Genomic DNA, 14,348 nt, shown 5'->3' on the forward strand with positions numbered 1-14,348 from the left:
TTCTCTGCGAAAGGTTAGGGTTTCCTAAAGGACACATCATTATCGATCTAGCCACATCGAATGCACTCCACCTACCGGCTTGATTCCCAATTTCCCCAGCCACTTCCCGCTATACGCTGTGTCATCCCCAAAAGCATTGAGCAAAGATATCTCTGACACTTGGCGATTGCCTGCCCAGCGACGAAAACCAGCCATCATTTTCATGGCGACTGGTGTGCCGCGATATCGGGGAAGAACGTACAGGTAGTCAATCTTAGCTACGAAGTCACTGCTAAACGGGAGCGCTATTGCATATGCCCACAGGGCACCGATCATCTCCTGCGCGGAGTCCTGAGCCGACGCATCCTGATCGCTTTGATTCGCAACGATTAAACAGTGCTGCTTGTTATCGATCGCGGCCTCCAAGCTACTCCATAGACGAGTAGCATTGAACTGCATCCACGCATAACGGCTTTGCACATGGATCTGCCTGCCAAGATCGATCAGTGACGGAATATCTTCCATCCGAGCAAACCTTACTTCACTCATCACGGCCTTCCGGAGTGGGTGCGACACATGGTATTTTCAATGTAAATTTTGTGCCCATTCTCAATTGAGCGGATAGGTAATTCTTGAGCGCAGACGTTGCCCCGGAACTCAATGCGCCATGCCTTTCCATTCCCAAAAAATACAGTTGTCGCAGCGCGCGGCTTTGACTTCCCTGCTCAAGAAGATTGGCTACCTCTATCTCTGCCAAGGCAATCCAATCTGGTTCATCAGCGCAACAACCGTTTCCCTGCTGAAGGGCAAAAATGATCGCTGCAGGTCTATCAACTTGACAGAAATCCCATGCGAGGCTTTCAGCCTTTTCGCCGATCAAATGCTGGAGAAGTGAGCGATCCCTTGCGTACAGGCTCTGATGTCGGAACACGTTGGTTCCATAGATACTATGAAAAAGTCCACCCAAGCACACCGCCGAGGAGTTCCCCCACGTTCGTAGGAGGTTGTAGGTGCCGACCAGATGATCGAATAGCATTCGACCACTGTGTGGATGCTGCATGGCTCCGCAGTGGCGCAACAAATCTAATAGTTGCTTAGGCAAGCCATCGGTGTCTACGCTACCTGAACATGACGCGATGTCCGTAGAGGCTGCCATCATCGGCCCTCGTTGATAGGGCCGACAAGAGAAGAAACACCTGCGGTCGAACTTTGCTGACGCTGAGTCTTGATCACAATGGAAACCCGCAGCTCATTACAGTCCCGACTTGGCGCACGAGCGCAATGTGGAACTGCACCATGAAAGGTGACTGCGCGACCAGGACGAGGAAATACACTAGTCAATATGTCGCTCTCGTCACGGTTGTAGAACACGGTCTCACCTGACCAATTCTGATGCCAGACCGGATGCGCATAGTAGACGGTGGAAAAGTAGTTTTCTGTATCGGAATTGTCTTGATGCACATATCCTTCGACACCGAAGGTATGACTGTTCATGTACACCCGAACCGGCTCATGCCCTCGCAAAGGACCAGCCTGAAGAATTTTAAATAATGCGTAGATTGAAGAATATGCGGGCTGCGCGGCAAGCTCAGGCTCACAGTCAATACGCGCAGCACCGTCCCCCCCCGCCACATGAGCGTGCCAGTAGCAATAACGATCTCGCCTAGTGTTAGAACGCCATCCATATTTCCAGATAGGTTGCCGAATCATCTCCGATAAAGCGTGCTGTAGTTGAGCCGGCACAAAATCATCGGTGACCAAAAGTGGTCCCAGATGCGTTGGGAAAGACTTGATCTCCATCTCAGCACCTATTTAGAAATTTTTATATCGTTGCACTGTTAGAAGAAGCTGCTCAGTAAGAACCGGGTCGTTAACACTCCACCCAGCCCCGTTTAAAGCAGTTTCGCAATCGCATTTCCACCAGGCGGCCATACCCGGCTACCGACTAACAACGCCAAGCTATAGCAGCCCAGCAGCTCCTGCCAGACGGGAAATTAAATTTTTGGAGATTTTGACGTGATTTCGGATTTGCTACCTGACCAATTGCTGACCAAATACTGACGAATAGCTGTCGGTACCAGCCATTAACTCTTCGCCAGGATTCGTTAGGAGATGTTTTACATTCAAGGCCCGCAAAATGTAATAACAAATTACTTTAAGTGTTTGAAAAATATAATATTTTTCTTCACATTAGGTTTCGACGACGCCGAAAGCGCTCAACGCATAGAAATATTTAGTTACGTTATTTTTACTTATTTTTACACTCGGCGCGTCACGTAAAGTTCGGAAGGACGAGACGGATAGCACCATTTCGTCAGCTCATTGAAAGCGCCGCGCCCTCTGGCCTTATCCAGGTTCGCAGAGATACGCTAAAGGCTCGCATTGTGAAACGCCCTATATAGCTGAGATAGCTCTGGTCTAATAAGCGCTAGACCATCTTTTCTGAGAAGGCTATCAACATGACGTCGGGTTGCCCCTCGCCCACTCACAAAGCTCTCTTTCAGGATGCCAAGCAGAAGATGAATGCGCTTCTCCTTTGCATACCGCCCAGCGAGGGCTTTATAGCTTCGGTAGCGTGTCGATATCTTGCGACACTCTTCCGGACACCAATATGTCAACGCGGAGCGCTTGAGCTCAAGGGTTTTCGCTATGGAATTGAGCGTTAAAGGTTGACTGCACTTCGAAAGGCCTGTCAGAAGATCTCGCAACTCTTTCACACGAGTAGGATTTAGCTTCGATCGCGTTGCCCGGCCCGTTTGAATAGGGCAGGACTTCTGCGCGCAAGTCGACAGAGGAAGAGATGATAGGATCAGGTGCTCGGAACATATCGCGGCAACAGGCACATGATGGTGAAGGGTGATATCGAGTAGGCGCCGCAACGTCGGCTTCTTGCCCTTCTGCAGCCAAGCATTTGCTGCCCACGAATCCCATCCAAGCTCTCTACAGAAAAGAGATTTGTTGCCGGCAGCACGATCTTGAATAAGCCAAAGCAAATTTGACTTGAAGTCGCTAAGAGATGGCCGTGCCGCGGCACTTTGCAGCATTTCTTCTATGGTTTCTTCTAGCACGAACTCGCTTGGACGAGATTGCAGCATCTGTTCTTCAGGGAGACACAAAGACGCACCACAATGCCCGCAATGCCCAATATCGGGGAAAGCTGGAATAAACGGTTGCGATCGCCCACACCTAGGACAGGCCTCTTTAAGCAGCACTCCGTGCCGAGGACAACGACGATACAGTTCGAGAAACCAAGCAAGTGGCAGGTAGGCATATCCGATGGATCGAGCCTGCTCTGCAAAACAAAAAGGGCACCATTTAGGTGCCCTCGCTATTAGCGCTTCTCCATTTTCAGGTAATACATCTTGCCAGGGAAGCATGGTTAGTTGCTCAATGTCGTCACGTCCGGTCAAGGTTCCGACCACTCCTGCAAACATCCGGGCATATAGCCCGAGAGCATTAATTGTGCGTCCGTCTTTTGTATAGAAGCGATTGTTAACCACATCCTCAATTCGCCTGTCCACCAGCGCAAATACCTTCTGCACTAGGATACGCGGATTGACCATATGGCGACGACTTAACCTGAGGATGTATGAAGTCAGCGCCTCGCGACCGATTGCATTGGCCGGCTCGATCTTATACAGCAAGGTCCTGCGGGACGGTGCCTGGAAATCGCCGAGTTCCGACGAGGATAAATCATGCGGGTTAAGCATATGCCCCTCCAACTGGATCTCGTACAGGCTTGCGCTCACCAACACGCCCAGCGCTCCGTCCTCTCTTGCTGACGGCATTCGCAGAACGCGGAACCTCTCCCATGAGTAACGCTTCGAGATCATTCTCATCGATGTCACGGAGCTTTTCCTCTCCCTCCAGAGCCTCCAGGATGATTCGGCGAAGCGCTTTGTTGTCCAAGGCGTATTGGTCAACAAAGGCCAGATCGAATTTCTTTGCTCCAGCCTGGTAGAAGCGATCCACAGCGCGCACTAGCCAATCTTTGAGAATACCGATCTCACCACCTGTTTTCACGTAAAAGTGCTTCGCATCTTTTTCGCCATTCAGTTTGTGGGCAACCGGAATCTTCTCCAGCAGCTCCAATAGAGCCGTCTTGAATTTCGCCACGTCGGATGGAGTATTGACGTCGTACCTGGGCAAATGAACGATCTCGCTGCGGCGAACCAGTTGTCCGCTTTGATCCCTGATATCCAACAATCGGTAGGTGCCGACCAATACAATAACGGCTCCAGTCTGTATTGCCAAAGACTTGATCGCCTCAAACTGGAATTCAAGTTTCTTGGGATCGTTCACCATCAGAATATGGTGAGCTTCATCAATAATCAGACAACGTACCTTCCGCTCTCGCATGCAAATCTCAACGGATTGGCGAAGCACGTCTGCCGTTTCATTGCCGCGGTATCGCGCAAGCGGCATGTCTGAGAACAGTTCCTGTTGGTGATCGATGTCTAGCTTGCGCTCCACCAATGGTTCTCCAGATCTCTTCAGGAGGCGAGAATAGAAGTCCTTCCAGCTGAAGGATGTCCCCTGCGCAGCCACTGCATTTCCATATAGGATAGGGATCTGCTCCGGATTCTCGTCAATGATGTCCTGGTAATCCGCTTGTAGATTTTGTCGAAGCTTGCGAGCCAGCGTGGTCTTCCCCACACCAGTTGGCCCCGTCACGATCACAATACTGCTCCCGGCCCCGCCTGCCCGCACTGCTGCCAGTGCCGTGTCCAGGGCAGCTCTCATATGCGGATGAGCGACGGTGTAATTGATGAATCCCATCTTTTTCTGCTGCATGTCTTGAGTTTTCATTTCAATTCTCCGAATCGCTCACCTGCTTTCACATCGAATGGATTAGCAGCCTTGTTTGCCTGCTCTTCCGGCTCCTTGTCAGATCCTTCCAGAAGATTCACGATGCCTAATGCATCCTCTGCGGCACGAACTTCAGCTGCCTTCTTTTGATGGAGCAGCAACTTTTCTTTTGCATCTACTGCCAACAGATTCCGACCGTGCACCACACGATTGCCACGATCACGTTGTGTGGCCGCGCCTTGACGCGCCCGGGCCTCATAAGAGATCAGCTGAACTTCCGTTTCAGTTCTGCTGACAAACTGTGCCGATTCCGGGCACTCGCATCGAATCCATTCCTTTCCAACTTGGGCGTACACATATCCCAGATCGAAGGGGTCGTATTTCACTGGAACCTTGGCATTAGCCAACGCCACTTCCCGAAACATTGGATTGAAATAGAAGTTCGCTCCGACCTTAATTCCACGGCCGTGCGTAATGCGCCTAACTCCTCCACGCACATCTGGCAGGCAAAGAATGGCCAGTTCTTCAGACTCCGTAATCATCCTCATGTGACGGACACCAGTGACTCGGAGACTGTGGTCAAAAGCCTCACGGGGTGAAACGCCAAGTCGGCTATGTTCCAGCCGCGAATAGGTATTCTCGATATAGTCTTCGAAAGACAGCGCGATTTCCTGCAACGTCCATACAGCCGTCTTACGCGGATCGTGCGTCGACGATGTGGAACGAGGCTTTTGCAAGGGCAGGTTGTTGCCCTTCAGCTGATGAAAGAACTGCTGATTCGCGACACCGAAAAATCGCTCAATCACCGATCCATAGCGCCCCTTGGCGCTGGGCCTAGTCTTCTTGGTCACCTTCAAGCAAGCTAAAAGAATCTCCCAAAAGCCGCCCTCAAATTCGCTTCCTTTGTCGGTCACGATCGTGTCTGGAACCCGTCGGTGTCGTCGGATGCAGTCTCGCATGAGCAACATGCACGTCCGATAGCTGGGGCGTTCGTAAGTGATCACAAATGCTAAAACCATGCGCGTATTGGCATCCAGCATGACGGAGAGCCAAGGTTTTCCCATCGATTTCCCAAATACACTGTCAACCAGCTGCAGGTCCATTTGCGTGTGATCGACATGTGCGATATCAAAAGCACGCTGGCCATGCACAGGGGCTGCATTATCAAGCCGCCAGTGAACAAACTCTGAGTATTGATACGCACCCTTGTCGCCTTGAACGGCCCGTTTGCGATCACCTATCGTTTTCTTCTTGTTTATCTCTGCACGGAAGGTCTTTATGCTTGGTCCGGCAATACCCATCTGGTCACAAAGTGCCAGCAATATCGAATAGCAGGCAGAGATTGATTTAGGGGACTCTCCCACGAGGTGTTCATCGATGACCGCATCAATGAGCTGAATGACCTCGTCGCTTATCTTCCTTTCGCGATTTCCACGATCTTTGATCCTAGAAATGAGGCCAACGACACCATTTCCTAGCTCTCGCTCAGCGATTGCTTGTTTCCGCCGCCACTCGCGGAGCGTGCGTTCTGGAACGTTTTTAAGCGGCGTACCATTAGCCAGCGCCTTCAATATGTCCATGCGCGCAATTGCTGTATCCATATCGGATGCTGATGCGCTGAGAAGTCGCCGCTGGACTTCATCAGCCAGATCAACAGATGCAACAAGCTCTCCCGAGATATGACCGTCGCTGATCAGATTTTGAATATCAGCAAGTGGTATGCTCAAAATAGGGCCGCTCGCAGGCTTAATAAATACTGATTCAGTGCCAGCGTTAACTACTTCCCAGGGCTGACCATCCCAAAGAAGCTTCTGGCCCGCATCGAGGGTCAAAGTCCGAATCGCAGGGAGGCTTGCGCCCACTGTTCTTGGAGTACCAGCAATCTGGCTGTACGCAGCCATGACTCGCTCGTCTCGAAAGATTCTTGTGAAACGTGCTTCTGCAATTGAATCGACGTCCCAGTTAAAGAACAGCTTTCTATCTGCGATAAGTTTGTAAATCGCTCCCGATCGGATACCGTCAAATGTGCCAATCAGGTCTTTCAACAAGATAGAGTTGGCCCCCTCAAACGCGTCATATATTTCTTTCTCCATCTGGGAAACAACTGCCGGCGCATCTACATCAAGAAAGTCCGACAGAAATTTGACGTTCGCCAGAAATATCTGGTTGACGCTGGTATCCACCCATACGGAGAAATTCAATCCGTATGCGGCCGCAAACGCTTCCCCCGGAGGGCATCGCCATTTCTGGTCGGTATAGGCATAGACATTGGACTCTTTAATCTTCTCATGCAGCCAAGACTCGGTCTTACACTCGACCCATCCGATGTAGTTTTCCGCAATAACAAAGAAGTCAGGAACGGTGGTATAGCCACGCCGGACGCCATTTCTATCGAAATAGGGCAGAGAGATCTTTGGGCACTGGTCATAGAACTCATAGACCTCCTGCTCGTGCTCCCAAAGAATGATGGCCGGCAACTCACAGGTATGGCTTTCTGCTTGGATGACATGTCCCATCTTTTTGCTAGGGTATCTGCAGGCCACACTGCCCGGACCGCTGCGTACACGCCGGCTTGGCGGCGCGCTACGAATGCGTTCCACTACGGCACGGGCCCGCTGGCTTAACCCGCGGCGAATCATCAGTGCATCAAGCTTCTCTTGCGTAAGCATCATTCCCTGCCCTGGAGGCGACTTGTCGTCCCCGATGTGATTTATCCCATCCAAGCTCCTGCATACCTATTGCACGGCGGCACGCATGAATTTGGCACTCGTAAATTCATAATATTTGGTAGCATTCTTCAGGCAAGAAAAAATAGAATTAAATGTATAAACTATTGATTTAAATGAATAAAATGAAGAGAGGACGTCCTTTTAGGGGACGTTTCGAGGCGACCAGAATCAAAATTTGGACCTTGGCAGCCCTTGAGGAGGCAAATCGACGGGAGAAGTCTGTAGAAGAACTCTTGGGCTATGACGGCCAATGGCACGGCATGTGGATCCGATACTGCCGCGGGGTCGTTGCGCCTTCGGAGTCCAGGCTCAATAGAATTGAAAAGGTGCTGCAAGGAACAGCCCAGTATTATCGCTCGCCAATATGGAGCCTTTATTCACCTAAGCGCTTCGATGAGGATGATCTTGAGCGCCACATCGCCAAGCTGGCACCACCTTTTAGATCAAGGCTTCGTTGGGACTTTGAAGATTATCAGCACCTGCCGCCATGGCTGGAGCCGATTGAAGAGGAATTGGCCGAAGTTGACGAGGACGGTAAGTTTGAGTCAGATATAGTTTTCTACTATCGAGAACTGCTTGAAGAGGTCATATTGAAGATCCCGGATCCGAAGCTGGGTATGAGCGCCTTGAACACTTTATTTTTAATGCTTCAGGAACAACTATTACGGGGCAATACAGCTGGCGTGGAAACATTGAGTATTGCGTGGACAATGGCTGAGGAGCTACGCCACCGGCACCCGCTGCTCAAACATCTTCCCATCGATATCTTTCATCGAGCGCTTATACCGCTGACGGATCTTATGTCTTGGACACTCAAGGGACATGGAAATATGTCGCTGTTCAAAACAAAGCAACCTGACACGGCATGGGAGAGCTTATTTGAACACCTCTCTCGGCAACCTCATTGGCTACCTACAGCGCAGCGCCACGGGTTCGTTCCGCCGCCTCGCTATTTAGAGTGAGAGACTCGCCGACCGCAGGTGAGGAGAGTCGACATTAATGTCAATCTGAAAGGTAACGACATGCGCGCCTTCCGGATCCCGCTCTTTGAGCAGCAATTCCACAACCTTCCTGAAATGCATCTCCAGTAGCTCGCCTGCCAATGAGTTTTCCATTGACTCAGAGACCAGGCGAATTGTGTGCGATTTAAGGTTTACTTCTAATTGGCAGGTACTTCCCGAAAAATCGCGGCGTACTACCTCAACCAGCTCCGTGTCGCCCCTACACAAGGCACATTCCTGAAAGCGTTGAGTAACCACTTCGAGTTCATGCGCGCGGTAGACACAACGACGATCTATCTCAAAAAGAGGGCGATAAATTTCGGGGATAAGAAATTGCTGGATCAACATCATGTCAGGCCTTCTAACTTGGTGATGAACAGTGCACCGTCGCACCTCATGACTTAGTTATAGCTACAATATGAGTAAGCGCAATTTTGCAATTCATCAAATCAGCCCACTGAATCATCAACTAATCATCGCGTTTGGATGACGGGCGGCCACGCCGAGGAGTCGGCTGCTCAGTTGTCGACTGCAGCTCTTCTTCGTAGATTTGAAAGAGATCCAACAACGAATGATTCAGCGCAGCTGCAATCTTCTGCAACGTAGTAAAAGACGGATCCTTATGGGCAAGCTCAATAGAGCTCACGTAGCTACGCTCCAGGCCGGCCTCAAATGCCAAATCTTCTTGAGTAATAGCGGCCTGAATCCTGAGACGGCGCACGGCACGCCCCAAGGCCTTCCTAAACTTCAAATCCACGGCACGCCCTAATTCTGTCAAAAGACAGAATTTCGCGTTTATAATTTGTTTTGTATTCGTACTATAGAAGTCATATATGAGCGATGCAGAATTCATCAAAACATGCCGCTCGCTCATGAACTCCGTACCCAGAAAAATATGAAAAGGAAGTTTGGATGAAGGCAAGAAACGCAATCCGGATCTTAGCTGTATTCATGTGCTCGGCGCTATCTGCATGCGACAAGGGCGCATCTGAGGAAGTGAAATCGCTGGCCTACTACAAAGGCCATACTACGGAAGCTAATACTGTGTTTGTTAAGTGCCAGGAGTTGCGAAACAATGAGCTTAGCCAGATGGCGCCTGCACAACGCCTAGATTGGGAAGGATCACCTCAAGGAATCAATTGCAAGAATGCATCTGACGCACGATCAGAGAGGAACTACACGCAATATCAAGAGCGTATGCGCGAAGAGGCGAAGAAATACCGTTGATGCTCCGGCGCCCCGCCTAGATCGCGCAGAAGTTCGATGTGAGTCCGACATAGCGCCCACATTAAGCGCCCCAAAGCACACAAGTAACCTACACTTCCGGTTACTATTGCGAAAAATTGGGGAGGTAAGCAATGCCATTTGAGATGGATTGTCTTTTTGAAACTGGCTACTGCGGTGCGGGGAAAGCCCAGACAAATGATCGCATTCAACTCCTCGGAACTCACAATCCGCAGGGCGTAAATAATAATGGCAACAGTGAAGCGTAGTTCGTTGAGAAAACCGAGCCAAGTGCATGGAAACGCAACTGAAAGCTCCTGGAGAGACCATCCAGTCGTAGTTGCTTCAATTGCCGTAGCTGCGACGCTAACCTTAATGGGAGGCGTTATATTCCCACTACTTACGGCTCACCTGTCCTCTGAGAATTCGGAATTGCGCAAAGTCGCCGATGCGAAAGGCGAAGAAATTGGCGGTCTGAAGAAACAGCTCGATGCCTTGGAGCTCAAACTCGTTGCGGAGAAGGCCGCGTTCCAGAAACTCGAAAATGAAAAGACGAAAATTGCCGAAGAATTCCGCCTGGCGACGATAGAGAATCCGTTTGTTTTGCCGAGCGGCTACCCGAAGGGGCTAGATACCATCCGAATTGGGTCTACTCCAGCAGAAGTAGAAGCTGCCTTTCCTGAAGCGCAAATCGACAAGAAGGTGGAGGGCTTCTGGTCAATTAAGGTTACGCACCCAATTTTCTCGTCAGCCACTTATTACTTTGGAAGCGATAACCGAGCAATAACACACATTCTGTTTCATACAAACTACCAAGGACCCGTCAAAGATAAAGATATATTGCCACTGGTAAAGCGACATTTTGGCAAACCAAAAATCTCCATCGATGAAAACTATTTGTGGATAACTGCCGGGGCTCAGAAAGAAGAGATTTCGGTAGAGGATGGTCAATTATTTATAATCTATGGCAAAGATATGCTGCCTAATTGGCTTGTTCGCGCTTTAACTAGATGCGGGCGTCCTGGTTACGCCCCCGAAGGGGATCTCAAAGCACTCTGCGAGCGCTTTACAAAGCAGAAGACGCAAGCGAAAAAAGAACGTTGATTTAGGCATGTGTCTGTCGCAGGAACCGCCTCACTTGCCGGCCACCAACGGTGTACAGCAGATTCCAGTTAACGAATGAATGGCAACAGCAGGGTGATTGCTGCCATCTACGCAAGACCCCAAATAAAGCTAAGCTCTGCTCGTGCGTCTGAGGACAAGTGGACACTTAGTTCGGTTTGAGTTGGGCACTCAAACCGGAACGAACTGGACAGTGCGATGCACCCAAAGTCCGTTATTGGCCGGTTGCGGGCTTATTTTAGGCGTTGCGCGAGGTTTTCGATTGCCCTGATTCCAGCACGCATCTTTTCACGTGCGGATGGATTAGCGGAATGCACTTTGATGATCGGGGGCGTGAAGTTTCTTGTTGCAACAGCCTCCTCTATCCACACGATGACGTCGTAGCCAGTCCCATGTTCGTCATCGCCTAGATCATGATCAAGACTGATCTCGACGACACCTCCAGCTTCGAGCAAAGCAATAGTTTCCTCCGGCCAGTAGGTTCGAACCCAGCCAACCGGGGTTGCCCGCTCATCGTCTAAAAACACTCGCATAGATGTTTTCTGTATTTTTACTAAAGGGAATGTATCGCGCGGAGTCCCCGTTCTAGTGAGGGCAGCTTTTGGCAGATTACGGACATCTTAGAGCAATAGGCCATCGGGATTGAATATTTTTTTCCTTTCAGCGGTCCAGGTCGACTGAACTAGAAGCGTCCACGTCGCCGAACTAGGTGTCCACCATCGCTGAAATACGCAAACAAGACAAACGAAATATGAAAAACGGTCCACTTCGATGGACCGTTTTTCATTTGTGATCGTAAGAACAAGCCCAATGCCAAAATTGATATTGCGCAAAGCATATCAATTGAAACAACAGCATAATATTTCCCAACGGAATACGTTGCAATTTAGCTAATTGCGTTGGCTTTTCTTTGTATGCGGACAGGTATGGTTATGCGGACGCCACGAATCGGTTGAGGTGAAGCATATTTTTGCCGGGGTAGTTTGGAAGCATAAGGCTGCCAAACGGCAAACTTATGGTTCCTTTTTCATCAGTGTGAGGAAGGCGGAAAAGAAATGGCGCGGCTGGCGGGGATCGAACCCACGACCCTTGGCTTCGGAGGCCAATACTCTATCCACTGAGCTACAGCCGCGCTGAATCGGGGCGAACCCCGGAAAGGCCTGAAGGATACCGTCTTTCCGGCTGGACGTCCATGGCGCTGGCGGTTTTTCCGTGTCAAACGGAAAGCATTGTGACTATAATCAAGAGTTCGGCGAGAGAGCGCAATGAAAGCCCTGCCTGATCCCAGTTCCACGCAATGCCAGGCGATAAGGCAATACAAAGGGAACCGACGTTTTCCGCCCCAATTTCGAGGAAACATTACGGAGGGACGCCCATGAGCTCAGCTCAGCAGGAACACGAGTCGGCAATCAAGACTCCCAAGCAATTGATCGCAGCCGTCGTCGCAGGTTTTATGGTCCCCATCGTGTGCATCGTGCTGCTCGTGCAGTACGTCACCAATGGCCAGAAAACCGGTGCCGGCTCCGACAGCCAGACGCCCGAGATGATCGCGGCACGCATCAAACCCGTCTCCGACGATGGCTTCACCTTCCGTGATGCCAACGGCCCCAAGCAACTGCTCTCCGGTGAAGAAGTCTACAAGACCACCTGCGCCGCCTGCCACAGCGCCGGCGTGGCCGGTGCCCCCAAGGTCGGTGACGCCGCCTCCTGGCAGGCCCGCATCGCCGCAGGCTATGACACCCTGGTCTCGCACGCCATCAATGGCCTGCGCGCCATGCCCGCCAAGGGCGGCAATCCTGATCTGGATGACGTCGAAATCCAGCGTACCGTGGTCTACATGGCCAACCAGTCCGGTGCCAAATTCAAGGAACCCGAAGTGAAGGCCCCGGCCGCCGCCGAAGGTGCCGCACCGGCTGCCGACGCACCCGCCAAGTAATCCTCGCAGTGGCCTGCGACCCGCTCGCTGGGGCCTCGCCAAAAAAAATCCCCGAACCGAAATTCGGGGATTTTTTCAATTTCATTCACGTACAAGTGGGGCCAAAAGCCCCTGCGCCCTATTCCAGCCCCTCCGGATGCGCCCTCATGCCGGACGCATCGGAGAAAGCTTCATATCGCCTCAATACCGCTGGGGTGGAGGCGGCGGCGGCGGGTAGTTGCCCGGTGCATAACCCGCCGGCGCCTGCTGCTGTGCCGGTGCTGCAGCCTGCTGCTCGGCCACGAAGATTTCCACGCGGCGGTTCTTGGCGCGGTTGGCATCGCTGGTGTTGGGGACCAGCGGCTCATGCGAACCACGGCCCGAGATGTTGAAGCGGTTGGCGGCCACGCCGCGCGTCATCAGGTAATCGCGCGTGCGCGCCGCGCGCTGCTGCGACAGCGGGTCGTTGATGGCATCGCTGCCAGTGTTGTCGGTGTGGCCGACGATGGTCACGGTGGTGGCCGGGTTCTCCACCAGGGTGGCGGCGAAACGATCCAGCACCGGGCGCATCTCCGGCTTGATGTCGGCACGGCCGGTATCGAAGGAGATGTCGCTGGGGATTTCCAGTTTCAGGCGGTTGTCGGCAGTCTGCGTGACCTGCACCCCGGTGCCTTGGGTAGCCTGTTCCATGGCGCGTTTCTGGTTTTCCATGCGGTTGGACCAGATGTTGCCGGCCACCGCACCAATGGCGCCGCCGATGGCCGCACCACCCAGCGCACGTCCGCCACCGCCACCGCCGGTAGCTGCACCGATGATGCCGCCCAGGCCGGCACCGATACCCGCACCGGTGGCCGTGCCACGCTGGGTCGGGCTCATGTCGGCACAGCCGGAGAGCGCCAGCACGCCGGCGATCGCTGCGATTGAAATTTTCTTCATGTCATGTCCTTTCTTGCCTTGTCAGTCTTGTTGTCCAGGCCATGGGCCGGTGTTCTTCAGAGCGTATCGGGGCGGATATGTTCCTGCCGCGCTTGCCAAAACGCTATCCATGAATGACAAAGGCACCCGGAAAACCGGATGCCTTTGCAGGAACATCATGCATCACCCCGAAGCCCTCAATCCGGCTCCGGTGGCCCTTGCAATGCAGCCGTATCGGGCGCATCCGATGGGTCCCGGCTGCCGCCGCGCTGGCTGAAGTAGTACGCCAGCCCGCCCACGGCCGCAATCACGCCGCCCATCATCAGCGGCTTGCGCAGCCAGCGGCGTGACAGCAGCGAGGCACCGGTCATCAGCAGCGGCGTCACCGTCTGCAGATTCAGGTTGCCCAGTCCGCCGCTGAGCGACTTCAGGGATTTGATCGATTGCACCGTCCTGCCGCCGCCAAACAGCGAGGCGGCAAAATGGCCCACGCGGCTCAAGGCACCCTTGGCCAGCGACTCGGCGCTGAGATTCTCGCGCACCACTTCACGCGCTTCCATCACGCCCAGCCGGTACAGCGCACCTTGCGCCAGTATCTTGCGCTTGCGTTCCTCATGGGTCATGCCCTGGTCCTGATCGCTCATGCAGTCCTCA

At 52.3% G+C, this 14,348-nt stretch carries 15 protein-coding genes and 1 tRNA gene; 4 read left to right on the top strand and 12 right to left on the bottom strand.

What is annotated here, in order from left to right:
* Positions 1–39 precede the first annotated feature (39 nt).
* From E2K99_RS22800 to E2K99_RS22825, 6 genes are all read right to left on the bottom strand, one after another.
* The gene (locus E2K99_RS22800) at positions 40–528 is read right to left on the bottom strand and encodes an N-acetyltransferase (protein WP_134223659.1); all 489 of its coding nucleotides are present in this window, start codon (positions 526–528) and stop codon (positions 40–42) included.
* The gene (locus tag E2K99_RS22805) at positions 521–1,138 is read right to left on the bottom strand and encodes a DUF6817 domain-containing protein (RefSeq protein ID WP_134223660.1); all 618 of its coding nucleotides are present in this window, start codon (positions 1,136–1,138) and stop codon (positions 521–523) included. The genes E2K99_RS22800 and E2K99_RS22805 overlap by 8 nt, the downstream gene beginning before the upstream one ends.
* Entirely contained in the window at positions 1,135–1,779 is a 645-nt protein-coding gene (locus tag E2K99_RS22810) for a 2OG-Fe(II) oxygenase (RefSeq protein WP_134223661.1), read from the bottom strand. The genes E2K99_RS22805 and E2K99_RS22810 overlap by 4 nt, the downstream gene beginning before the upstream one ends.
* Before the next feature lie 569 nt (positions 1,780–2,348).
* The gene (locus tag E2K99_RS22815; protein ID WP_166675099.1) at positions 2,349–3,689 is read right to left on the bottom strand and encodes a TniQ family protein; all 1,341 of its coding nucleotides are present in this window, start codon (positions 3,687–3,689) and stop codon (positions 2,349–2,351) included.
* Positions 3,682–4,788 (bottom strand): AAA family ATPase, encoded by a 1,107-nt coding sequence (locus E2K99_RS22820; RefSeq protein WP_134223663.1) that lies wholly within the window; start codon positions 4,786–4,788, stop codon positions 3,682–3,684. Before E2K99_RS22820 ends, E2K99_RS22815 begins: the two co-directional genes overlap by 8 nt.
* Positions 4,785–7,304 carry a Mu transposase C-terminal domain-containing protein gene (locus E2K99_RS22825; protein WP_166675100.1) on the bottom strand — a complete coding sequence of 840 codons (2,520 nt, stop codon included), beginning with the start codon at positions 7,302–7,304 and terminating at the stop codon, positions 4,785–4,787. Before E2K99_RS22825 ends, E2K99_RS22820 begins: the two co-directional genes overlap by 4 nt.
* Positions 7,305–7,630: 326 nt before the next feature.
* Here E2K99_RS22825 and E2K99_RS22830 point away from each other — a divergent pair, with 326 nt between their 5' ends.
* Positions 7,631–8,479: a hypothetical protein gene (locus E2K99_RS22830; RefSeq protein ID WP_134223665.1), complete on the top strand. Its 849-nt coding sequence runs from the start codon at positions 7,631–7,633 to the stop codon at positions 8,477–8,479.
* Here the strand turns inward: E2K99_RS22830 and E2K99_RS22835 are convergent.
* Positions 8,471–8,869: a hypothetical protein gene (locus tag E2K99_RS22835; protein ID WP_134223666.1), complete on the bottom strand. Its 399-nt coding sequence runs from the start codon at positions 8,867–8,869 to the stop codon at positions 8,471–8,473. The genes E2K99_RS22830 and E2K99_RS22835 overlap by 9 nt on opposite strands.
* Positions 8,870–8,987: 118 nt before the next feature.
* Positions 8,988–9,392 carry a helix-turn-helix domain-containing protein gene (locus E2K99_RS22840; protein ID WP_134223667.1) on the bottom strand — a complete coding sequence of 135 codons (405 nt, stop codon included), beginning with the start codon at positions 9,390–9,392 and terminating at the stop codon, positions 8,988–8,990.
* A gap of 38 nt (positions 9,393–9,430) precedes the next feature.
* Here E2K99_RS22840 and E2K99_RS22845 point away from each other — a divergent pair, with 38 nt between their 5' ends.
* Together E2K99_RS22845 and E2K99_RS22850 are read left to right on the top strand one after the other, a co-directional pair.
* Positions 9,431–9,745: an EexN family lipoprotein gene (locus tag E2K99_RS22845; RefSeq protein WP_134223668.1), complete on the top strand. Its 315-nt coding sequence runs from the start codon at positions 9,431–9,433 to the stop codon at positions 9,743–9,745.
* A gap of 429 nt (positions 9,746–10,174) precedes the next feature.
* Positions 10,175–10,846, top strand: coding sequence for a hypothetical protein (locus E2K99_RS22850; protein ID WP_134223669.1), 672 nt, complete (start codon positions 10,175–10,177; stop codon positions 10,844–10,846).
* A 251-nt stretch (positions 10,847–11,097) separates the two neighbouring features.
* Here E2K99_RS22850 and E2K99_RS22855 read toward each other — a convergent pair whose 3' ends face one another.
* Positions 11,098–11,397, bottom strand: a complete 300-nt coding sequence (locus tag E2K99_RS22855; protein ID WP_134223670.1) for a cyclic-phosphate processing receiver domain-containing protein — start codon at positions 11,395–11,397, stop codon at positions 11,098–11,100.
* A gap of 523 nt (positions 11,398–11,920) precedes the next feature.
* Positions 11,921–11,996, bottom strand: a tRNA-Arg gene (locus E2K99_RS22860).
* A gap of 243 nt (positions 11,997–12,239) precedes the next feature.
* Between E2K99_RS22860 and E2K99_RS22865 the strand changes: the two genes are divergently transcribed.
* On the top strand, positions 12,240–12,800 hold the full coding sequence (locus tag E2K99_RS22865) for a c-type cytochrome (RefSeq protein ID WP_134223671.1): 561 nt from the start codon (positions 12,240–12,242) through the stop codon (positions 12,798–12,800).
* 180 nt (positions 12,801–12,980) lie between these two features.
* Here the strand turns inward: E2K99_RS22865 and E2K99_RS22870 are convergent, their stop codons facing one another.
* On the bottom strand, positions 12,981–13,715 hold the full coding sequence (locus E2K99_RS22870; RefSeq protein ID WP_134223672.1) for a YiaD family glycine zipper/OmpA-like lipoprotein: 735 nt from the start codon (positions 13,713–13,715) through the stop codon (positions 12,981–12,983).
* Positions 13,716–13,891: 176 nt separating this feature from the next.
* Complete coding sequence (locus tag E2K99_RS22875) at positions 13,892–14,338, bottom strand: hypothetical protein (RefSeq protein ID WP_134223673.1); 447 nt, start codon at positions 14,336–14,338, stop codon at positions 13,892–13,894.
* Positions 14,339–14,348 lie beyond the last annotated feature (10 nt).

It is taken from the genome of Herbaspirillum huttiense (assembly GCF_004367745.1).
Classification (GTDB): domain Bacteria; phylum Pseudomonadota; class Gammaproteobacteria; order Burkholderiales; family Burkholderiaceae_D; genus Herbaspirillum; species Herbaspirillum huttiense.